Annotated in this window: 18 protein-coding genes; 5 read left to right on the top strand and 13 right to left on the bottom strand. The window is 41.2% G+C overall.

Annotated elements, in window-relative coordinates; translation table 11 throughout:
* Nucleotides 1-3: 3 nt before the first annotated feature.
* From AC1U9Z_RS04045 to AC1U9Z_RS04030, 4 genes are all read right to left on the bottom strand, one after another.
* Entirely contained in the window at nt 4-816 is an 813-nt protein-coding gene (locus tag AC1U9Z_RS04045; protein WP_479955837.1) for a ParA family protein, read from the bottom strand.
* A 98-nt stretch (nt 817-914) separates the two neighbouring features.
* The gene (locus AC1U9Z_RS04040) at nt 915-1,355 is read right to left on the bottom strand and encodes an alpha-helical endospore appendage domain-containing protein (protein WP_479955835.1); all 441 of its coding nucleotides are present in this window, start codon (nt 1,353-1,355) and stop codon (nt 915-917) included.
* Between the two features lie 40 nt (nt 1,356-1,395).
* The gene (locus AC1U9Z_RS04035) at nt 1,396-2,508 is read right to left on the bottom strand and encodes a BclA C-terminal domain-containing protein (RefSeq protein ID WP_479955833.1); all 1,113 of its coding nucleotides are present in this window, start codon (nt 2,506-2,508) and stop codon (nt 1,396-1,398) included.
* Between the two features lie 210 nt (nt 2,509-2,718).
* On the bottom strand, nt 2,719-3,834 hold the full coding sequence (locus AC1U9Z_RS04030; protein ID WP_333532706.1) for a glycosyltransferase: 1,116 nt from the start codon (nt 3,832-3,834) through the stop codon (nt 2,719-2,721).
* A gap of 190 nt (nt 3,835-4,024) precedes the next feature.
* Between AC1U9Z_RS04030 and AC1U9Z_RS04025 the strand changes: the two genes are divergently transcribed.
* The 3 genes from AC1U9Z_RS04025 (at nt 4,025) to AC1U9Z_RS04015 (ending at nt 8,130) form a co-directional block, all read left to right on the top strand.
* Entirely contained in the window at nt 4,025-5,122 is a 1,098-nt protein-coding gene (locus tag AC1U9Z_RS04025) for a tetratricopeptide repeat-containing glycosyltransferase family 2 protein (RefSeq protein WP_479955831.1), read from the top strand.
* Between the two features lie 376 nt (nt 5,123-5,498).
* Complete coding sequence (locus AC1U9Z_RS04020) at nt 5,499-7,025, top strand: methyl-accepting chemotaxis protein (protein WP_479955829.1); 1,527 nt, start codon at nt 5,499-5,501, stop codon at nt 7,023-7,025.
* Between the two features lie 499 nt (nt 7,026-7,524).
* Nucleotides 7,525-8,130, top strand: coding sequence for a pentapeptide repeat-containing protein (locus AC1U9Z_RS04015; RefSeq protein ID WP_479955827.1), 606 nt, complete (start codon nt 7,525-7,527; stop codon nt 8,128-8,130).
* A gap of 429 nt (nt 8,131-8,559) precedes the next feature.
* Here the strand turns inward: AC1U9Z_RS04015 and AC1U9Z_RS04010 are convergent, their stop codons facing one another.
* From AC1U9Z_RS04010 to AC1U9Z_RS03995, 4 genes are read right to left on the bottom strand one after another with little or no spacing between them, the layout of a single operon-like run.
* Nucleotides 8,560-9,687, bottom strand: coding sequence for a metal ABC transporter permease (locus tag AC1U9Z_RS04010; RefSeq protein ID WP_479955825.1), 1,128 nt, complete (start codon nt 9,685-9,687; stop codon nt 8,560-8,562).
* Nucleotides 9,680-10,828 (bottom strand): metal ABC transporter permease, encoded by a 1,149-nt coding sequence (locus AC1U9Z_RS04005; RefSeq protein WP_333532701.1) that lies wholly within the window; start codon nt 10,826-10,828, stop codon nt 9,680-9,682. Before AC1U9Z_RS04005 ends, AC1U9Z_RS04010 begins: the two co-directional genes overlap by 8 nt.
* The gene (locus AC1U9Z_RS04000; protein ID WP_333532700.1) at nt 10,829-11,578 is read right to left on the bottom strand and encodes a metal ABC transporter ATP-binding protein; all 750 of its coding nucleotides are present in this window, start codon (nt 11,576-11,578) and stop codon (nt 10,829-10,831) included.
* A gap of 12 nt (nt 11,579-11,590) precedes the next feature.
* Nucleotides 11,591-12,478: a metal ABC transporter solute-binding protein, Zn/Mn family gene (locus AC1U9Z_RS03995; RefSeq protein WP_479955939.1), complete on the bottom strand. Its 888-nt coding sequence runs from the start codon at nt 12,476-12,478 to the stop codon at nt 11,591-11,593.
* 579 nt (nt 12,479-13,057) lie between these two features.
* Here AC1U9Z_RS03995 and AC1U9Z_RS03990 point away from each other — a divergent pair.
* On the top strand, nt 13,058-15,724 hold the full coding sequence (locus tag AC1U9Z_RS03990) for a HEAT repeat domain-containing protein (RefSeq protein ID WP_479955823.1): 2,667 nt from the start codon (nt 13,058-13,060) through the stop codon (nt 15,722-15,724).
* A 196-nt stretch (nt 15,725-15,920) separates the two neighbouring features.
* Here AC1U9Z_RS03990 and AC1U9Z_RS03985 read toward each other — a convergent pair whose 3' ends face one another.
* The 4 genes from AC1U9Z_RS03985 to AC1U9Z_RS03970 are packed head-to-tail and all read right to left on the bottom strand — an operon-like array spanning nt 15,921 to nt 18,522.
* Nucleotides 15,921-16,712: a class I SAM-dependent methyltransferase gene (locus AC1U9Z_RS03985; protein ID WP_479955821.1), complete on the bottom strand. Its 792-nt coding sequence runs from the start codon at nt 16,710-16,712 to the stop codon at nt 15,921-15,923.
* Nucleotides 16,713-16,748: 36 nt separating this feature from the next.
* Entirely contained in the window at nt 16,749-17,399 is a 651-nt protein-coding gene (locus tag AC1U9Z_RS03980; RefSeq protein ID WP_479955819.1) for a hypothetical protein, read from the bottom strand.
* Nucleotides 17,396-17,968, bottom strand: a complete 573-nt coding sequence (locus AC1U9Z_RS03975) for an NAD(P)H-dependent oxidoreductase (RefSeq protein WP_479955817.1) — start codon at nt 17,966-17,968, stop codon at nt 17,396-17,398. The genes AC1U9Z_RS03980 and AC1U9Z_RS03975 overlap by 4 nt, the downstream gene beginning before the upstream one ends.
* Entirely contained in the window at nt 17,968-18,522 is a 555-nt protein-coding gene (locus tag AC1U9Z_RS03970; protein WP_479955815.1) for a PadR family transcriptional regulator, read from the bottom strand. Before AC1U9Z_RS03970 ends, AC1U9Z_RS03975 begins: the two co-directional genes overlap by 1 nt.
* Before the next feature lie 52 nt (nt 18,523-18,574).
* Here AC1U9Z_RS03970 and AC1U9Z_RS03965 point away from each other — a divergent pair, with 52 nt between their 5' ends.
* Nucleotides 18,575-18,955: a hypothetical protein gene (locus AC1U9Z_RS03965; RefSeq protein WP_479955813.1), complete on the top strand. Its 381-nt coding sequence runs from the start codon at nt 18,575-18,577 to the stop codon at nt 18,953-18,955.
* A gap of 108 nt (nt 18,956-19,063) precedes the next feature.
* Here the strand turns inward: AC1U9Z_RS03965 and AC1U9Z_RS03960 are convergent, their stop codons facing one another.
* Complete coding sequence (locus tag AC1U9Z_RS03960) at nt 19,064-20,884, bottom strand: methyl-accepting chemotaxis protein (RefSeq protein ID WP_479955811.1); 1,821 nt, start codon at nt 20,882-20,884, stop codon at nt 19,064-19,066.
* Between the last annotated feature and the right edge of the window lie 77 nt (nt 20,885-20,961).

The following is a 20,961-nucleotide window of genomic DNA, read 5'->3' as shown; positions in this document are numbered from 1 at the left end:
AGGCTAAACGCTCCTTTCCGCAATTTTACCGTGTTCACCCGAAAGCAGTTCGTCCACAAATTGCCCATAGGCGATTGCCGCAGGATTTCCCGGCAGAAATCCACAAATGGTCTGATGGTGAAGCACGGCTTCCGCAACCTTGATGGACCTTGGAATATGGGTCTTGAAAATAGGAACCTTGTCAGCGAAACCGCGCTGGATCAGTTCGTTCACCTGTGCCGAAAGTATCGTGTTGGGAGAATCCATGGTAATCAAGATTCCCTCGATACGCAGGCGGTGGTTGCTGTTTCTCTGAATAGCATGATGGTGCTTTAGCAGCTCCGCAAGTCCTTGAGCAGATAAAAGCTCCGCCTGTGTCGGGATGATAATGCTGTCGGCACACATCATCACGTTAATCATCGGTGTACCCATCTGCGGCATACAGTCGATGATGATGTACTCATAGCTGTCCTTGATGGTGTCAATATATTGGGTCAAAATCCTCTCTCTGAAATCCACATTGCAGAGATTGCGTTCAAGGGTGAAAAGCTGAGTATTGGATGGGATCAGGTCAACACCGCACCCGGTTTTGATGATATAGCTTTCGGGTTCGGGTAAAGGCTCGTCCTCAACCAGCTTGCGTAACAGGGTGTTTATTGTCACCTCCAGTTTATTGGGGTTCTTCACACCAAAGATGATGCTCGAATGCCCCTGACCATCAAAGTCAAGCAAGGCGGTGCGGTGTCCTCTCTTGGACAAGAGATACGCAAGGGTGGTGGCCGTGGCTGTTTTGCCCACGCCGCCTTTCTCGTTGATAATTGCAATGATTTTCGCCATCGGCGCTCTCCTTTCTTGGGTAAAAGATTTGGGTAATGGGTAAATAGGGTAAAAAAATTGGACTAAGATTAGCGAAAAACCCTTTGATTTAGAGGCTTTCACTTACTTAGTCCAATTATAACAGAGTCACCGGTCGCTCCGGTGGGTCCGGTGGGCCCAACAGAACCAGTGGCTCCGGTCGCTCCGGTGGCGCCTACGGCGGATCCGGTGGCTCCGGTGGCACCAGTGGCCCCCGTGGGTCCGGGCAATACAGGAGAACTCAATGCCGTGTTAGCTTTTGACTTTAAAAACAACTGGTTATTAGCAATGCTATTAAGCATCTCACGTACACTATCGTTAGCAGCCAAGATGTCGCTGATGGTTGCAAAACCACCCGTTAATCCGGGAAGGGTTCCCAAAAGAAACTGGAGTTTTTCCCCTTCCGCATTGGTAATATGGCTTAGGCCGAGCTCTTCCATCGCAATCGATGAGATAATTAAATTGATTGCCTCATCTCTTGTAAGGGGAGGGCTAACGGCAGGAATATTCGGCAAAGACATAACATCGGCCTCCTTTCAAAATAATACTGCGATGACTACTCTAACTTAATCGGGTAATCATTAACGAAGCTCCTGCCGAACCTCCCAACAGAACGGCTGTAGTCAATAGCCCAAACAGCTGCAGTGTTACGGTTGCTCCAGACGTTAAATCAATCAAAATTTCATTAGAGAAGTTTGATAGACTGATAAGTGGCGCGACAGTTGATGCTGTATTGGGTGAGCCATTTATGATCAGCCTGGAACTTATAGCCAAGGCAGCGGTTGTATTCACATAGTAAGACAGCCGATAGCGGCCAGTTGTATTTACAGTGAAAATTGTATCCGTGACATCAACGGTAATATCCGTCGGCAGGATCTGACTGTCAGGCAGCGGTACCGGTGTACCGGCCACTGCTATCGAAATGGATGATCCGCTGGTATTGGCGGCAAAAGCAGTGGTTGCCGTTACGTTGGTCCCCGTTGCACCGGTGGCTCCGGTGGGACCGGTGGCTCCGGTTGCCCCAGTAGCTCCCGCGGCTCCGGTATCTCCGGTAGCTCCAGTATCTCCGGTAGCTCCGGTAGCTCCGGTGGGCCCAAGAGAACCGGTGGCTCCGGTAGCCCCGGCTGGTCCGGCATCACCGGTAGTTCCTACGGCCCCTGTTACACCAGTGGCCCCGGTAGGCCCGGTGGCTCCGGTAGCTCCGGTGGCCCCGGTAGCTCCGGTAGGTCCCGTTGCACCAATGGCACCCGCAGGCCCCACTGCCCCAGCAGTCCCAGCGGGTCCGGTGGCTCCGGTAGCTCCAGTAGCTCCAGTGGCCCCGGTGGGACCCCCGGCAGGTCCGGTGGCCCCGGTGGCTCCGGTAGCTCCGGTAGGCCCCTGCATAGGTGACGAGTTAAGGGCCATCTGCATCTTTGCATTTAATAATAACTGGTTTTGCACAGCACTTTCTAAAGTATTACGAACACTATCATTAACATCCAAAACATCTTGGATTGTTGCCGGAGGGCTGCTGACTCCTGGGATCGTTCCTAAAATATATTGCAGTTTTTCTCCTTCGGCATTGATAATGTGACTCAAGCCGAGTTCCTCCATTGCTATCGAGGTAAGTAGTAAATTAATGGCATCGTCCCTCGTGATAGGCGGGCTTATCGTAGGAAAACTGGGTTGTGACACAATCAATTCCTCCCTTAATTTAGTACAATACAATGTATAAGATTAGGTACCAAATGGTTCCAAATTAAAATATAGAATCATATTTATAAAACACCGTCTTCTTTAACAGCCTGCGTAAATGGAAAAACAACGAAGCAGGATCAGTCCTCTCATTGTTTGTTCGTTCATGTCGGCAAAGATAGGCTTACACCCAGTTATTTAATCATAAAATTATACCTCACTCAGGGTAAGCAATCTTAGCCGCGCTTCTTGATGATCTGGGTATAGGCTGACTGTCTGTGCATAGGCCGTGCTCGCTTCCTTGTATTTACCCAGTTTTTCATAGCATCTCCCCATAAAATACCAGGCCTGGTATCCCCCGCAACCTACCAACATGAGATATCCTTGCGCGTGTGTTTTCCCTAGTTCCAGACAATGTTTAAACACCGGAATCGCTTCTTCAAACATTTCCTTGGCAAAAAAAATCAAACCCTTGTAAAAATGAAGATCAACGTAATCAGGATATAACGCGATGGCCTTTTCAATGCCCGGCCATGCTCCCGCAAAACTTCCCAGCGCCAACAAAATATCATATTTCAGCTTATACAATAAGGAAGGGGGCATCTGTTTTCTCTGAAGGAATCCCAAGATGGAAATATTTACCTGTTCAAAGGCTTCTTTATACCTTTTAGCACGATACCATTCACTGGCAATATGGTAATCAATCCAGGGACTGTACCCCGGCTGCTCCCTTTCCTTTTCAAGCATAGCGAGATTTCTTTTATTTTTTTCCTTCCCCTCCATAACGTGATCCATATAACCATAATGATGGATTGTAATATTGGGCATTATTGCCGTTTGATCAACTTTCTGGATTTCATCCACATTCAAGTGTTCATGGATATTTCCTATGAATTTAAAGCCTTTATGATTTCGAAACAATCTGTAGCTGGCAAACAAATAGGACCTGTTTAAATCTGCCGGTAATCCCCCATAGTAGTTGACCAAAGGGAGTAAAAAAAGGTCCTTTTCCGCAGCATGAAGTGCCTTCCGAAATTCTCTGATATTTTCCACCATTAGTTCCTCATCCGCATCCAGCCATAGTATCCATTTCCCCGACGCTCTCTCAATGCTGAAATTTCGGGCTTCGGCAAAGCTTTCCGTCCAAGCAAAATCATATACCTTGGCAGGATATTGAAGACAGATTTCTTTTGTTCTGTCCGTGGAGCCGGTGTCCACAATAACCACTTCATCCACTACCTGCTGCACACGGTTAAGACACCTCTCCAGCCAGTCTTCTTCATTTCTTACAATCATGCATAGGGATAAAGATAAATTTTCTCGCATACGCCCTCCACCCGTTGCCACACATGGCAGCAAACTATTTAAATGTAAAAAAGTCATCCTAAATTATAATGTATGGCTACTTCCTACATGTGTCACAAAAACACCCCTACATTCCCCCCACAGCAAAGCACCTGTTAACGGCAACCCGAATACTAATGAATAAAGTACTAAAAAGTTAGGAGTAAAAACGATGATCACCATTAGCCTTTGCATGATTGTTAAAAATGAGGAAGCCGTGCTAAAACGATGCCTGGATTCCGTAGCAGACCTGGTAGATGAAATCATCCTAGTGGATACAGGCTCTACCGATGGTACAAAGTCCATCGCCGCTCAGTATACCAACCAAATATTTGATTTCCATTGGATTGATGATTTCTCTGCTGCCCGAAATGCTGCCTTCAGCAAGGCAACCATGGATTACATCCTTTGGCTGGATGCCGATGATGTTTTAGAAACTGACGATCGGATAAAGTTTGTCACATTAAAAGAAGATCTTGATCCCACCGTGGATTCGGTGAACATGAAGTACCATTTAGCCTTTGATGAAGATGGCAATGTCTCCTTTCGTGCACGGCGCAACCGATTGGTAAAGAGGACCAATAACTTTCAATGGATCGGTGCGGTTCACGAATATCTTGAGGTATGGGGTAATATCATGCAAAGTGATATTGCCATAACGCATAAAAACCTTCATCATGATAGTGATAGAAATCTAAAAATATATGAAAAACGTTTGGCGCAGGGAGAAGAGTTCTCCCCGCGGGATCTCTACTATTTTGCAAATGAGCTGCTGGATCATCAAATGCATGAACGGGCCGCTGCCCTTTATGAAAAATTTCTTTCGGAAGGCAAAGGATGGATTGAAGACAATATTTCAAGCTGCGGAAAACTGGCTGACTGCTATCATGCTTTAGGCAATCATGACCAGAAACTGCAAGCAATTTTACGTTCCTTTCATTATGACAGTGCCAGGGCTGAATTTTGCTGCCGTTTGGGCTATCATTTCATGGAACTGGGCAATTTTAACCCGGCAATTTTTTGGTATAAGCTTGCCGCCAGGGTGGGACGGGAGGAAAACCACCAAGGATTTTTTAATCCTGCATTTTCCACCTGGCTGCCACACCTGCAGTTATGTGTGTGCTATGATCGTTTGGGCATGCACAAGCTGGCCTATCTACACAATGAGGTAGCCCGTCAATACCGTCCAACGGATAGCAAAATATTACAAAATCAAAAATATCTTGAAACCCTGCTGCAAGAGAAAAATGACCAAGTCAACAAAAACTAAACCCATCCGCCGATGGGTTTAGTTTTTGCATTCAATCAATTTTGCAAAGTGCGGCATTTTGCCAAAAAACTTCGTTGTTAATGGTGAGACATTTTCACCATGTTTAGGCTAGGCTGATCCTGCGCCGGGAGGTTAAGCCCTTACAACTGAATGGTAACTTATAGAATCTTACTACTTACAAATTCCCCATTTAACTTACTGTTTTATGACTTTTCCATAAAATTATCGTAAACCACATTGATTTATTTTTATGCAAATGACATACTGAAAAACATATTGTGAAATTTCACTCAATTAAACACAGAGGAGGATTTTAAGCATGGCCAAGGGCGCAATGAAACAGTCAACCTTGACACTCCTATTTGGGGGTATATCTTTGATTTTATGCATACTTCTGATTATAAGTGCCATATTGACAGAGACTACTTTTAAACAAGTACAGTTAGCGGAGGTTCGAAAAGCGGAATTAAAACAACTCGGTTTTGACGTATCCAATGCTTCCGATTATTTAACCAATGAAGCACAGAGGTATGTTGTTTTTGGAGAAAAAGAACATTATAACAACTATTGGCGAGAAGTAACTGAAACGAAAACCAGGGATAACGTAGTTGAAAGACTAAAAGAATTAAATACCCCTAAAGAAGAATTAGACCTTATTGAAAAAGCTAAACAAAATTCAGATGCACTGGTTCAAATTGAAGATGCTGCTATGAAGGCAGTTGAAGCAGCAGATTTTAAAACAGCCCAAGAGCTTATGTTTGGTAAAGAATACGATCAAAAGAAAACTCTTATTACGAAACCGATAGCGGAATTTCAAGAAAAAATGAATACGCGAGCGGAAAATGAATTAGCCGAGGCAGAAAAGCAATTAGCCTTTTATATTTTTCTAATGATAACATTGGTGATCATTACGGCTGTTACCATATCAATTTACCTATATATTTCATCTAGAAAAATTATCCGGCCATTAATATCACTGAAAGATACCATGTTAGCAATGGCTGGAGGCGACTTAACCACTTCCGTACTTGTTAAACATGATACATCGGAAATTGGACAGTTGGCTGAAGCAATTGACGGAACAAGGGAAAACCTAAAACAAATTATAGAAGATATTAAGAATGCTGCTGGTTATTTAAATAGTTCTGCCGGGCAACTGAATAATCAGGCTCAGCAAACAACGGCAGGTGCTAATGCAACCTCCGCTACGATGATTGAAATCGCTACCACGGTAGATGAAGTTACCACTAACATGATCACGATAGGAGAAGTGGCGGAAAAGAGTGCCAGTAATGCGATTGAAGGTAACAATGGTATTACGAAATCGATCGAACAAATGCAAAACATTAATCAGGCCTCCTATGAAGTAAGCTTGGCTTTTAATCAAGTCAATAATAAATCCCAAGAGATTTATCAAATGGTTGATTTAATCACCAACATTGCCGAACAAACCAATCTATTAGCGTTAAATGCTGCCATCGAATCCGCCAGAGCAGGGGAGCATGGCAAAGGTTTTGCGGTAGTTGCAGAGGAAGTTAGAAAACTTGCTGAACAATCCAGCAATGCCACCAAAGATATCGCCACCCTTGTCAAGGCCATACAATCGTATACTCAAAAAGCTGTCGATAGCATGGCAATAGCCAAACAAGAGGTTGAGAGCGGCTCAACCCTGATTCAACAGTCTGGAAATTATTTTTGTGTTATTGTTGAAGGTACTCAAAACTTGTCTTCCCAGGTAAATGATTTAGTATCTGCTGCTAATCAGATGTCCTCCGGTGTGCAAAATGTAGCGGCTTCTACCGAAGAACAAACAGCAGCAATGGAAGAAGTTACCGCTTCCGTGGAAACTTTAGCAAAACTTGCCGGTGATTTAAATACCATCGTCAGCCGTTTTAAAGTTTAAGTTTCCTTTTCCAAGGTTAATAATAAAAAGACCTGAATATTATTAAACACGAATCACCACTGGCAATTTGACCAGTGGTGATATTTACATTACGCTTCACTTACGTAAAGCATTGGCATGTTAAATTTCAATGTTGATATTTGCAGAAAACGAACAGACATTCTATAATGGGGTATAACATTAACGGCTTAGACAGGTGTTTACACGCTAAGAAGGATATGCTAGTTAAATCCTGCATTCATAATGCGACGGTCACTAACCGGTCACTTAGAATCCAAGGGGCTAGTCCCTTTTCTTAAATGCAGGTCACAGTCTAATGAATTAGGGTGCGGCCTTACTCGGTAGCTTCGGAAAATTTCGGAATTTAGGCTATTCGGATTACTGCGTGGAAACCAGAAAAATAGTTTCCAGGCAGGACATGTTGTACAATTTGAATGCAACGCACATTAACTCAATCCAAAAAAGGCCATGTTAAAATAGTAACTGGGAGGAAGGTAAGATGTATCAACAGATTGATCAGAAATACGTAGAAAAAGACTTTAGTAATGCAGAATTAAGAGAAGGAGAATTGCACAACTGTATATTTACCCGGTGTAGCTTTAGAGGAGCACAACTGGAAGAAGTTTTAACTACACATTGCCAATTTGTAGATTGTGATTTTACTGAGGCCTCTTTACAAACTTCTTCGCACAAAGATTCTGCTTTTACAAATTGTCTTTTTGGTAGGGCAAATCTCTTTGTAGCCACGTTTGAGGATTGTAAAATGATCGGTTCCGATTTTACAAGTGCACAATTAGGTGGAATAACCATAAAAGGTGGGGATTGGTCCTATACCAACCTACGCCATACTCATTTAAAAAAACAACACCTGCGCAATATTCGATTTGCGGAAGCAGATTTATCCGAATGTAATTTAGAAAAAGTAGATTTACGGGATGCTGACCTTACCCGTGCTAATCTTAGAAAAGCACGACTTCATGGTGCTGACTTACGAGGAGCAAAACTCGATGGGATCGATTTTAAATCTTTTGATATTAAAGGGGTACGCTTGGACTTTGCTCAAGCTATCGCTTTTGCAAGTTCTTACGGTGCCAGGGTGGGTTAAATAACTTCCCCATTGTGCTAAACATATGCTTTCAAAATACCCAGAATTTATTCGGAAAAGCATGCCAATTCACAAAAGAAGAGTTAATCCTAAAACATCCTAAAATATCAACAACAAGATATAACATAGCCAAAACATCAAAAACACTCCCCAAGTCAAATCGGCAAGGGGAGTGTAAAGATCCTTTATATGGGAGCGACACTAAACGATAAGGAGCTCCTAATTCGTTTACAGCTACTTATAGCTTTCGCACTACCGGGACACACCCGGTTTTTTTATTTCAAATTCTTAATCGTGAATATGCCTTTAACCGAGATAAGGCGACGGCTTTTCCACATTTGTTGTCGTTTTTTCTGCCTATTATATATTTTTTATCCTTGCCACCGGCAATAATTTCTTGCCGCTATTCTGTGCAGGTGGTAACATTGTTTATGTCCTTTCTACCCAATCATAATAATAGGTTCCGGCAATTTTCCTCCCTTCTCTTGTTGCTGTAATGATTCCCTTTTCATTGATCGTGATATATTTATTCTCTTTAGCTATACTTAATATCTCATTTAGAAATTTACGATCCCATTGGAGATGATTGTGAATTGTCTCTATAGAAGATTCGTTCTTTTCCATATCTGTATTTTCATGACGCATGATATGCATCAGAAAAGATATATTGGCAAATTCATATTTCTGTTTCTTCCTTCTTTTGATAATCGATAACAGTCCTCTATCAGGGGTCAGGATAAATACGATAAGAAAGATCATCCCAACCATCACTGCCATAGACCCTGCAATAGAAACATCAAATAATGCAGCTAACCAATACCCTGATATGGCGCTGAGTATTCCTATAGCAATACTTAAAAATATCATTCTTTTTAAGTCATCTGTTATTAGATAAGCTGAAGCAGGAGGTCCTACCATAAAGGCTATAACCAATACTGAACCTACCGAATCAAATGCACCCACTGCTGTTATGGATACTAAAGACATCAACGAATAGTGTATGAAGATTGGAGAAAAACCTAGCACCGCAGCCAACTTCTTATCAAATGTGGTTAGTTTCAATTCTTTGTAAAACAGCAATAAATAGACTACATTCAATACTAAAATACTTCCCATCACATATAATGCTTTAGGACCTATATCTGTACCCCCAACTACGAGTCTATTAAACGGAGCAAATGCAATTTCACCTAATAGTACCGCATCGGTATCTAAATGCACATCCCCTGCATACATACTTATCAGAATTACCCCTATACTGAAAAGAAAAGGAAATATCAACCCAATAGATGAATCTTCACTAATCAACTGTGTATTATTAATAACTTCGATTAGATAAACCGTTAGCGTACCCATCAAGGCTGCTCCCACAATTAATAATGGTGAAGTCAAGTCATGTGTTGCAAAAAACGCTAGCACAATCCCTAACAAAATGGTATGGCTGATTGCATCCGACATCATCGACATTCTTCTTAATATTAAAAATACGCCGGGAATAACACAAGCCACTGACACAATAATCGCAATTAATTGTATCTCTATTTGAGGACTAGTCATGGTAACTCTCACCACCATTTACATAATCCAATGCTCTGATTTTATCTATCCCTTTTTTACTGATTGCCCATAAATTTTTTCCGTGTTTGTTCACCAATCCTGATATTTTTAATTTGTCTAGCTCCTTTCGTAAGTTCTTTTTAGAATATTTAAGTCCTCCCTTTTCAAGCATAAGTGTATTTAGATCATGGGCATTAAAAATTTTTTTATGCTTTACCCCTAGGTTGTATAAAATACTGAGTACAATGGTGCTATTGATTTCTTTTTTATTTTTGTTATCTCTGACTTTTTTCCAAATTAACCCCCTATTTGGTGCGAATAATAGGGATACAAATGCAATAAGGGTAATCACCACTACGATCATGGGTCCAGTTGGCATATTATTTATAGATGAACTGATGAGTGTGCCGCAAATCCCTGCTGTAGCTCCAAAAATGGAGGATAGAATAACCATGACGGATAATCTATCCGTCCATTGTCTTGCTGCCACTGCCGGGGCAATTAACATTGAACTCATCAATACTACCCCTACAGTTTGTAAGCCTACAATAATTGATATCACGATTAGGGTAGTTAATATCAAATCTAGTTTCTTAGTAGAAAATCCTATTGTGTCGGCGAAAACACGATCAAAGCTGAGTAGCTTAAATTCCTTCCAAAGAAATATCATCGGCAATAATGTCAAGAGTGCTACAATGCCCATAAGCATAACATCTCTTTGCAATAAGGTAGAAGCCTGACCAAACAGGAATTTTTCCAATCCGGCTTGGTTAGAATTAGGTATTTTTTGAATATAGGTTAAAATAACCAAGCCCAATCCAAAAAACACAGCTAAAATCATAGCTAAGGCATTGTCATATTTTATCCTACTTAACCGATTTATATTGAGTATGACAAATGTAGCTATCCATCCCGCAATAAATGCTCCCAGCAATAACCATTCGGTATCCTTAGAACCTATAAGTAGAAAAGACAGTCCGATGCCAGGTAGTGCAGCATGGGATACGGCATCTCCAATAAGGCTTTGTTTCCTTATTACTGCATAGCACCCGATGGCTCCACTGGTAATTCCTAGTAGACTTGAACCGAATGCCACAATCCTTAACGTATAATCCGAGAACAAATTGAATAATAGTTCCATTTAGATTACTTTCCTATTATTCTTGTAAAAACTATCAATGGCACTTCGGTAAGTTTTTTTAAGATTTTCTTCTGTAAATACTTTATAGATTGGACCATAGTCGATAAGGATTGTATTTAGGAACGTCACCCAATCAAAATACTCCATTACTGTCTGTAAATCGTGATGTACCACTACAACCGTCTTCCCCATATTTTTTAGTTCTTCTAGCAGTTTCACGATTGCTTTTTCCGTCTTCGCATCTACTCCCTGAAAAGGTTCATCCATAAAATATAGATCCACATCCTGTACTAATGCTCTCGCTAAAAACACTCTTTGTTGTTGTCCTCCTGAGAGTTGACTAATTTGTCTATTGCTATAGGAAAGCATAGCTACTTTATCAAGGGCTTCAATGGCTTTTTCTTTCTCCTCTTTTCTCGGACGTTTAAACCAACCTAGCTTTCCATAGGTTCCCATCGTAACAACATCTAATACATTTGTGGGAAAATCCCAATCTACACTACCCCTCTGAGGAACATAGGCAATTCTCTTCCTATTAACCTGGTAAGACTCTCCCCAAAAGAAAGTCCTACCAGTAAGAGGTTTAACTAGGTTTAGCATGGCTTTTAGTAAGGTGGACTTTCCTGCCCCATTAGGCCCAACAACCGCCATCAAAACCCCTAAGGGTATTTTTAAGTCTATATCCCATAGTACAGGCTTTTTATGATATGCAACCGTTAAGTCATTCACTTTCACTGCTATATTATCCATGATTATCCTCCCCTATTTAATTAATGCATCAACAATTGTGTCGATATTATGCCTTACTGTACCTATATAGGTTCCTTCTTCACTATCTGGGTCACCCAGGGAGTCAGAAAATAACTCTCCACCTATTTCTACCTTAAAACCTCTAGCAGCAACTGCATCCTGCAAAGCTTCAATATTTTTAGGAGGTACGGAGGATTCTACAAAGATAGCTGGTATCTTATTTTCCGTAATATAATCTGCTAATTTTTTTACATCTGCTGTTCCAGCTTCCGTTGCTGTACTTAAACCTTGAAGTCCCATAACTTCGAATCCATATTTATCACCAAAATAACCAAAAGCATCATGGGCTGTGATCAATACTCGTTTCTCTCCTGGTACTTCTTCAACTCTTTTTTCTACATATGCATGAAGGCTTCCTAATTCCTTGATATAATTATCAGCATTTGCTTTATATGTCTCTTTATTATCTTGATCATAATTACTTAATGTTTTTTCAATTTCCTTTACTACTTCTATCCAAAGCTCTACATTAAACCATACATGGGGATCATGATTACCACCTCCACTGTCCCCAGTAATTAGCTTATCCTCGGAAATGGTCTCTGCTGCCCCTAAGGCAGCTTTATTTTGTTTTGTCATACCTTCAAATATCTCGCCCATTTTCCCCTCTAAATGGAGTCCGTTATATATAATCATATCTGCCCGTTGCATTTTGGCTACATCCCCTGCGCTAGCTTTATAAAGATGCGGATCTATTCCAGGTCCCATTAAGCATTCAACGTTCACGTTATCTCCACCTATAACCTTAACAGCATCTGCCAACATCGTTGTAGTAGCAACGATATTTAGTTTCCCGTCATCCCTTTGACCCCCCTGATTTCCACAGCCTACAAGGGCCATACTTACTAGGGCAAGTATACAAATCCAGCCAATTAACTTTTTCAATGTATTATCTCCCTTCTCATAATTTGATTGATAATGACACTTATTATGATGTATCCTATGTGTTCCAGTACCTTCATTGACTATTAAGTAATATTCTTAGCCTCGACTAACTTTTACCGTGCATTATATTGCTTCCTTAGATCCCCACGATTGCTTTTCATCTTTTATACCTCCTTTAATCTAAAAACTTAGTCTCGGCTAACTTTTGCCTAAATTTTTTCCTGGACTTTCAAGTACTACCTGTAGACTGAGTTAACTTCAGGTAAGATAGTTGCATTAAACTAACTTTTTTCTCCCACTAATACTAATTATGAAATGCTTTAAAATTTGGTTACTGTTTTTTCTGCAAAGAATCTCATATTTCTAAAACTTCTATGGTTAAACAATTATTCTGTTAATGTCAAAATGTTCTCCGCATCTTGCCCTTGATTTAGTTCAAAATGTAAAATTCTTGACAAATTTAGGCTCTATGTTACTCTCAAATTATTACTTAGCTATTATTAATGATATGTATAGAAATGGCAGGGAAACGCGATGGAAACATTAATTAAAAACCTGAAGGATGTGTACTGGAGAACCCGTGCAAAGGCCGCTAAAGAACTGGGTGAAGTTGGTGATGCCGCCGCTGTCTTTCCGCTTATTGATGCACTATTGGACGAAGAACGGGTGGTAAAAAATAATGCGGTTGAGGCATTAGGAAAAATGGGGCAAAGTGCTGTGCTACCCTTGATAAACGTTCTATCAAACCAGGACAACTACCCAATCAGCGATGAAGTGTCAAAAGCCTTGGTTAAGATTGGAACCCAGACAGTGAAACCCCTTGTTCGCTTGCTAGAAACTTGTCTTGAAGATGGTAATGATATTATTTTTACAAGGGTTGCAAACACCTTGGGGGAAATCGGCGATCCAGAAGCTGTATTACCCCTCATAAATTCATTAAATGAGGGGAATACAGCTATCCGATTAGATGCTATCAGAGCATTAGGTAAAATTGGAGACAAAAGAGCAGTAAAACCCATTCTTAACGATGTAAAAAAACACGGAAGTTCTTTAGATGCCATCATTGCTTTGGGTGAACTAGGAGACTCAACCGCATTACCTACTTTGCTAAATATGCTAAGAGGTAAAGAACGTTGGGCTGCTGCCAAATCACTTGGGATGATGGGGGACGTTGCAGTAGAACCCCTTGCGGCGTTACTAAATGATAAAAGCATGAATGAACAAGGATTCGTAGCAATGGCATTGGGATCAACGGGATCTGCAAAAGCAGTTAAACCCTTGTTATGTGCATTAATGGATCCGGATCGGATCGTTAGTTGGCGGGCCGCAATGGCTTTGGTTGAAATTGGAGAGTTGGCAGTTGAGCCGTTGATAAAAATGCTTAAAGAAGAAAATAATTATGTGCGAATGCTGATAGTCGATACATTCGGTCGAATTGGAGATAAGAGGGCTTTAAACTACCTTGAAAAATTAAAGGAAGATGAACATTCTGAAGATATACGGCAAATTTTAAATGAAGCACTTCTAAGATTTCGTCCAAAGGCTGCCTGTACTTTTAAAAATCCAAACATAAATTTAGAAAAGGATATCTTTGTGCTGCAAGTTGGAATTAGGGCTAGAGCCTTTAAGGCTACGTTAGCAGAAGACATACTTTATTTAAGTTGTAAAGACAAAATAAATCTGTTAAGGGGGGATCTAAAGCCACCTCTACCTGTTCCCTACCGATATATAGGAGGTAAAACTGTTCCCGATGATTTTATTTGGACAAGTGACGGCTTTCTTGTTTCAGATCGCATCGTAGAATTGTTTACAATTAATAAATTCACAGGCTGGAAGACCTATGCAATTAATTTATCTGATAAAAGTGGTCATTTAATTAAGGGATATCATGGTTTTGCGGTTACCTCTAAGGTTCGTTCAATTGATTATTCTCGCTCTAAAATTGTTGCTAAACCAAATTCATTGTTCGCAAAACCAGATATCGTCAAAAAGGGTATCTTTTTTAATGAAAACAACTGGGATGGTAGTGATATTTTCTTTGCAGGATATATTTTAGTAACCAGCCGAGTGGTGGCGGCCTTAGGAACGGCTCGTCCCAAAGTGAACAACTGGGAGGCCATTCGGGCTTCCGAATACGAAAGATCAATCATATTAGATACCGTTGAACCAGGGTTTTTAACGGAAGAGGATCGGGAAGAAATAAATAAACTAAGAAGAGCCTTTATGAAAGAACAATCGCAGAATTTGAGAAGATCCCTAGAGTTAAAGGGCCAGGTGAAAATAACCAATGATCCGGGATTGCTGCATTTAGTTAAGGCAACCGTACGAAATCAATGCATGTTTAAAACCGTAAGTAATCATGACATTTGTCAGGAATTTTTAAAGTGCCTGGCTGAAAATGGTGAAAAAGTAATTCGGCAGATTGGCGATGCTTTAAAAAGTGAGGATTGTGAAATAAGATTAGGTGCAACCTGGGTTCTAGGGGAATTAAAAGTAAAAGATGGCCTAGCGCCGCTTCTGGAAGCCATAAAAGATAAGGATGATCGGGTACGTAGAGAAGTCGTGATAGCCCTTGGTAAAATCAAAGTTCCTGGTACAGCCATGCAACTGATTGAGTTGCTGAATAAAGAAGATAACACAACTGTACGTTGTGGCATCGTTGAAGCTCTTGGTAAAATCGGTGACCCGATAGCTATTCAGCCGCTAATATCTTTGCTGAATAAAGAAGAGGATGTACTGGTAATGTGTGATATTGCATCTGCCTTGGGAAATATAGGTAACCATTGTGCTACATTACCACTTATTGAATTATTTAAGTATGAAGACAGCAACCTTGCTGAACGTGTAAAAATAGCTCTAATAAATATAGGAAAGGCAACCGTAATTCCTTTAATACGGTCTCTCGCCCATGCTCAACCCTTGGTTCGCGGAAGAGTGGCATCGACTTTAGGACAGATGTGTGAAAAGAAAGCGGTTTTACCAATGATTGATCGGCTGGCAAGTGAAAAAGACCCGGAGGTACTTGCATTTGTTGTGGAAGCGCTCGGGCAATTGGGTGACAAGCGAGCTGTCGAGTCCATCCTCAATCTTTATAATTCAACCGAAATTGAATATTTACAAAAGATATCTCAAATTGCAATACAGAATATTCTTAAGAATAATTTAAGAGGAAGCTTTTGCCAAAGCCAAAAAGGAAGATAAGCCTTATCTTCCTCTCCATCGCTATTCAACCTGCCATTGGTGGCAATCGGATTACTAAAACCAAAAAAAGCAAGGCATAGGACCTTGCTAATTCTCAATTGGAACTGTTAGTATTCAATCCAATTACTTTATTTTTAATCTATATGTATTATGCTTAATACCGTACAGTAAGGCAGAAAAGAATACAGCAAATAAATTAGTATTTTTGAGCGAGTAAAATAAAAGACAATGGATAGCCTTTGCTATCATATGCATTTGTCAGCCCTACATCGTAATTATATTCATTCAGTTTTTTAATTGCAATTCCGGCAGTAACTACCGAATTAATGATATCGGATAAAGTATGTGAAAAACTTGTAAATGTTTTTGATTCATATTGTGGGGTCATATAGCCCATACCATTGTTCTCAATCCAAGGGTCTTTTCGAAAATATGAATAAGTAATTTTGTTCAAATTGACCTCGTCAAATCCATCTTCTCCCGGTAACGGAAGCATATTCATAAATGGATGAAAGTCATGAATAAGTAGTAGTCCATTTGGCTTTAAGCATTTTGATACTTTTTCAAATAACAAGGCTAAATCTTTAAACCAAGTAATCGCCCCAATTGTAAAGAAAATGAAATCAAAATGATTTTGATAGCTTTCATCAATATCTAGGATATTCGTTGCAACAAAATCACATTTCGTTATTTTTGCTTTTCTCGCCGTTTCCGTCGCTTGCGTAATAATATTTTCAGCAATATCAAAACCAACTCCGTAACTTGGATTTAACTGCATCATCGATAACAATTCCCGACCGTTATTACAGCAGAATTGAGCAATCGTTTTCCCCTTAAAATCAATTTTTTCAAGTTCATTTAAAACATCGGCATTTAAAAATGGAAGTTTTTCATTCAATAGGATTTTATAATTATCATCACCCCAATTATTTTTTCTACGCTCAAATGCTTCTTCCCAGGCTGCCTTATTCGTTATTATATATCTCACTCTTATTCCTCCATGAATCATACTTTTATCAAGCGATTATTGACTGTGTGGCCTCGCGTGAAGTTTGCGCCCGACGCCGTTTTGCTTTGCCATTTGACGCCAGCCAATATTTCCACCTATTTTGTACAGAAAACGAGGAATTTTAGGCATGACAAACACATCCTCACGCTCTTCCGCGCTGTTGTTGCGGATCACTTCGCCCAGCGTGCACAATGCGGCATAAATGTTTGCCCCAGGCCCTTTTGCCATGTTTTTGCTTGTTGACTGCACAAAACCGCCGCCGCCGATTCCGATGCCATATCCCCAGGTAAGCCCGGCGCGAAGCGCAAAATGGCGTAGCATGTGCAAAGCGGGCCTCGTATGCTCCGCCTCATAAAAGCCACAGTTGCAGATTGCATAAACCACGGGCAGCGGCAAGTTCGCCGCCTTGGCCGTTTCCTCCATGATCGTGAGCAGCTTTATGAGTGGCGCCGGCAACGAATCGACGTACAGAGGGAACACGATGAGCAGTGCATCGGCAGTGAAGATTTCGGCTATTGACTCAGAGATTTTCTCCTGCCGAATAAGCTGCGTTGCCTGATAGGCGTCAATTTTTAAGTTCAGAATTCCTTCCATCTTCTCTATCAGCATGCCGGAAACACTTTTTGTTGTTTTCGGGCTTGCGTTTAATGCAGCAATGCGGTTCATGTGCGCACCCCCTCTGATAAAATCTGCCCTAAAACCTGCAGCGCATCCGAGCATTCATCGGCATTTGGCATTGTGATGCAGAAATGTTTCGGCGGCCGCATGTTCAGGGCATTTCGATCGGTCAGCTCCCGGAATAGTTCGCGCTCATCCCTCGTACTGTCGCCATATCCAATGGTGATCCAGTATGGGAAGCTCTCGTATCGCATCTTGTGGTGCATCTCGCCATGATATATTTCAAAAAACGGTGATATGTTGGGAATGCACCGATCAAGGGCAGCCTTTACGTCGGGGCTGAAGCCGCCGTAGGTCAATTTGGAAAGTATCACTACAGCATCAGCCCGCATCAGTTCGCGAGACACATCGTTTGCACAGTCGTTCGTGATGACGCAAAGACCCGGGGTTTTGACCCAGCAGCCAAAGCAACCGAGACACGGTTTGATTTCATCGCTGTTCAATACAACTGTCTGCACGATGCCACCCGTCTCTTTGACCGTTTTTTCCACCTGCTCGCGCAGGTCAAAGCCTGCGGTACCGGTACTGTCGCGGTCGCAAAGGATAAGAACATTCATTATGCCATCTCCTTTTCTATTTGCGCAATGCAGTGCTCGGCCCAATCGGCCATCGCCTGCGTCTGCGCGATGCCGCAATCCAGCGTCATCAGCCAATACTTACTTTTTTCCTGCCCGTCCGGTATGATGGCTGCATAATTTTCTATATTCTGGCGGATGCCGGCGTAATTGGTTTCGAGCATACGCAAACACTGCTCACGATATTTTTTGAGCATGGCGAGGGTGGCTTCCGGATCGTTCGCTCCGAAGAATACGCGTACGAGCATGGGGTGATGTGGGTTTTCTATTTCCGGCTTTGCCTCGCACAGCCATTCTGAAAGCGCGGCCCTGCCGGCATCGGTTATGGAATAAAGACGTTTGTTTGGCCGGCCATTCTGTATGATGCTGCGTGAAGCAACCAAGCCTGCTTCCTCCATGCGGTTGAGCTCCCGATAAATCTGGCTACTCTGCGCGTGCCAAAAATTATTGAGCGAGTCCGCAAATATCTTGGTCAGGTCGTAGCCCGTGCTATCCCTATAATTAAGCAATCCTAATATGCCAAAAGCTAAAGACAACGTAATCACCCCGTACCATATTATACATGTATAATATGGTACGGGGTGATGTTTGTCAAGCAAAACAACCATCATCTGGCAACTCGGGCAGCTTCAAATGCTGATGCACCGCGCGTCCTTTCACGGGTTTATGGGCAGCACACACAACCATCGCTTTCAGCATCCTGGTTTCTTTATTTGTGTCCTTCAAGGCAACGGATTTAGCAAGCATCGTTCAGAAAAGTCGGAATTTGCAAAACATTTATGCCACGGTGAAACCGGACAACGTTTCAATCATTATAAGCCTTGCTGCGAAAGAGGATCGAGAAGCAAGCGTCGAGCAGATCGCGGCAGGAATGAGAAACGAGATGGAAAAATCTCGGGGCTTGGTTTGTCAATCATTAACTACGGGAAGCGCAAACACGTATCTAGAATTGCGGCCAATTTCCGTTAGCCATAGGTGCACCAAAAATATGAAATTTTTAGGTGCAAAGAACCTCATTAACAGAAAGTAAAAATCATAATCAGAATATCCTGTCGCGGATTTTGGAAAGTCCACTGATTATAATTTAAATGCTTGAACAGAAACCTTTAAGTCTTCTGCCATTAGAGAAAGCTTATGGACCATAGCCTGCATATCCTCAATTACAGCTAATTGTTCTTGCGACATGGAAGCTACATTTTGAACACTTCCAGCCATTTCCTGGGTTGCATCGTTCGTTTGTTGGAATTGTTCATTTAGGGTAACAATAACATTAAAAATATTATCCAACAGCACCCCTGTTTCACCGATTGATAAGTCGCCTATCTTCACCTTAGATACATTTTCTTCCACCAATACACTTGCAGCGTTTGTACTTTGTTGGATATCATGTACTAATTGAGTTATATTCTGTGAAGCTAAGGTGGTTTCATCGGATAGCTTTCTAACCTCCTCAGCCACCACTGCAAAGCCACGCCCATGCTCTCCGGCCCTGGCAGCTTCGATGGCTGCGTTTAGTGCTAGTAAGTTGGTTTGGTCTGCTATTTTAGTAATGATGTCAATAATTCTTCCAATTTCCTGTCCCTTTTGGTTAATATTATTTACTGCCTCCGATATTTTATTTGTTGATTGGGTAATATTATCCATGGCATGAACAACCTCTTTGATCTTTTCTTTGCCACCCTTTGTGTAATTCGTCATTTCCATTGCAGAAGCCGTCACTTCTTGCGAGGATGCCGAGATTTGCTCTACCGTTGCTGCTATTTGAGTAATCTCTTCTGTCCGCTTATGAACAGATCTTTGGATATTTAAACCATAGTTATCCAGGGATTTGCTGGTTCCGTCTAAAGTATTGGCAGAATCCCTAATTTTCTCGATCATTTGTTTTAGGTTAGCAATCATTAAGTTAATCGCGTCGGTCAAACTTCCCATTTCATCATTACTGAGCTTCGCTATGCTATTTCGCATATCGCCATCGGCTACTAATTTAGCACCCTTCTCTAAGAAATCAATTTGTTTTATCTGTTTTTTAATTAGCCACATTGTCAATAATGAGATCAGTATGCCAATAATAATGGAAATAAGGACGATCTTATTAACTGTTGAATAAACCTGTCCGTAAGCCTCTGCAACAGTTTGTTGGGTAATAATGATCCATCCTGTGGATTTCATCTTAGAATAATAGATAGACATATTATTACCATCGCTATTCACAAACTCAGTAATTCCTTCTTTTCCGGCCATTGCATCGATCACGAAGGGCCTTTTAGATAAATCCATGTTTAGTTTTTTAATGTCAGGGTGAACAATGATCTTACCATTAAATACCACATAAAAATACCCAGTATTCCCAAACTTATGTTTTTTAGCAAATTCCCCCAGTTTGTTGAGGGTTAAGTCAACCCCTAAAACACCAAGAATTTGGCCATCTTTATTTTTTACAGGCATTGATATTGTGATGCAGGGTTCTTTGGTCACAATATCGGAATAAACATCAGACACAACCATTTCACCCTTTTCGATTGCGTCTTTGTACCAATCCCTTGTTCGTGGATCATAGTCGGGGTCTACATCTTCCGCAGGGTCAATCATTTTTCCATCAATGGTACCCATATATGTATAAAGGAATCCGTTTTCCTTTCTGGTTTGTTCAAAAATACGCATCATTTCCGGAAAGTCTAGGGCTTGCACTTGTTCTGAAGACCCTAAAACAGATACGTTCGCCTTGGCGTTATCCAAAAATGTACTTATATTTTCATCGATTAAGCTATTGGCAAGGGCAGAGCTTTGAATTTTATCTTCTTTTATGCCTTTTTCAAAAGAGGATATCGATATGGTGTAAACGCTAAAATAAAGTATACCAATTTCGCTAATGAAAAGTGTGCCACTAAAATAAGTCATTTATGGTAAAAAGTATAGCTTTCCCATGGTAATATCTTTTTGGTGAATATCCAGAAAAGTAATATTATGGGAGGCTT

This window comes from Desulfotomaculum sp. (assembly GCF_982386235.1).
Note: the sequence above shows the minus strand (reverse complement) of the source record. Positions and strands in the feature narration are given on the sequence as shown.

Coding starts and splice junctions, on each gene's coding strand:
- AC1U9Z_RS04045 (WP_479955837.1), bottom strand. CDS start 816: ATGGCGAAAATCATTGCAATTATCAACGAGAAAGGCGGCGTGGGCAAA.
- AC1U9Z_RS04040 (WP_479955835.1), bottom strand. CDS start 1,355: ATGTCTTTGCCGAATATTCCTGCCGTTAGCCCTCCCCTTACAAGAGAT.
- AC1U9Z_RS04030 (WP_333532706.1), bottom strand. CDS start 3,834: ATGCGAGAAAATTTATCTTTATCCCTATGCATGATTGTAAGAAATGAA.
- AC1U9Z_RS04025 (WP_479955831.1), top strand. CDS start 4,025: ATGATCACCATTAGCCTTTGCATGATTGTTAAAAATGAGGAAGCCGTG.
- AC1U9Z_RS04015 (WP_479955827.1), top strand. CDS start 7,525: ATGTATCAACAGATTGATCAGAAATACGTAGAAAAAGACTTTAGTAAT.
- AC1U9Z_RS04010 (WP_479955825.1), bottom strand. CDS start 9,687: ATGACTAGTCCTCAAATAGAGATACAATTAATTGCGATTATTGTGTCA.
- AC1U9Z_RS04005 (WP_333532701.1), bottom strand. CDS start 10,828: ATGGAACTATTATTCAATTTGTTCTCGGATTATACGTTAAGGATTGTG.
- AC1U9Z_RS04000 (WP_333532700.1), bottom strand. CDS start 11,578: ATGGATAATATAGCAGTGAAAGTGAATGACTTAACGGTTGCATATCAT.
- AC1U9Z_RS03995 (WP_479955939.1), bottom strand. CDS start 12,478: ATGGCCCTTGTAGGCTGTGGAAATCAGGGGGGTCAAAGGGATGACGGG.
- AC1U9Z_RS03990 (WP_479955823.1), top strand. CDS start 13,058: ATGGAAACATTAATTAAAAACCTGAAGGATGTGTACTGGAGAACCCGT.
- AC1U9Z_RS03980 (WP_479955819.1), bottom strand. CDS start 17,399: ATGAACCGCATTGCTGCATTAAACGCAAGCCCGAAAACAACAAAAAGT.
- AC1U9Z_RS03975 (WP_479955817.1), bottom strand. CDS start 17,968: ATGAATGTTCTTATCCTTTGCGACCGCGACAGTACCGGTACCGCAGGC.
- AC1U9Z_RS03960 (WP_479955811.1), bottom strand. CDS start 20,884: ATGACTTATTTTAGTGGCACACTTTTCATTAGCGAAATTGGTATACTT.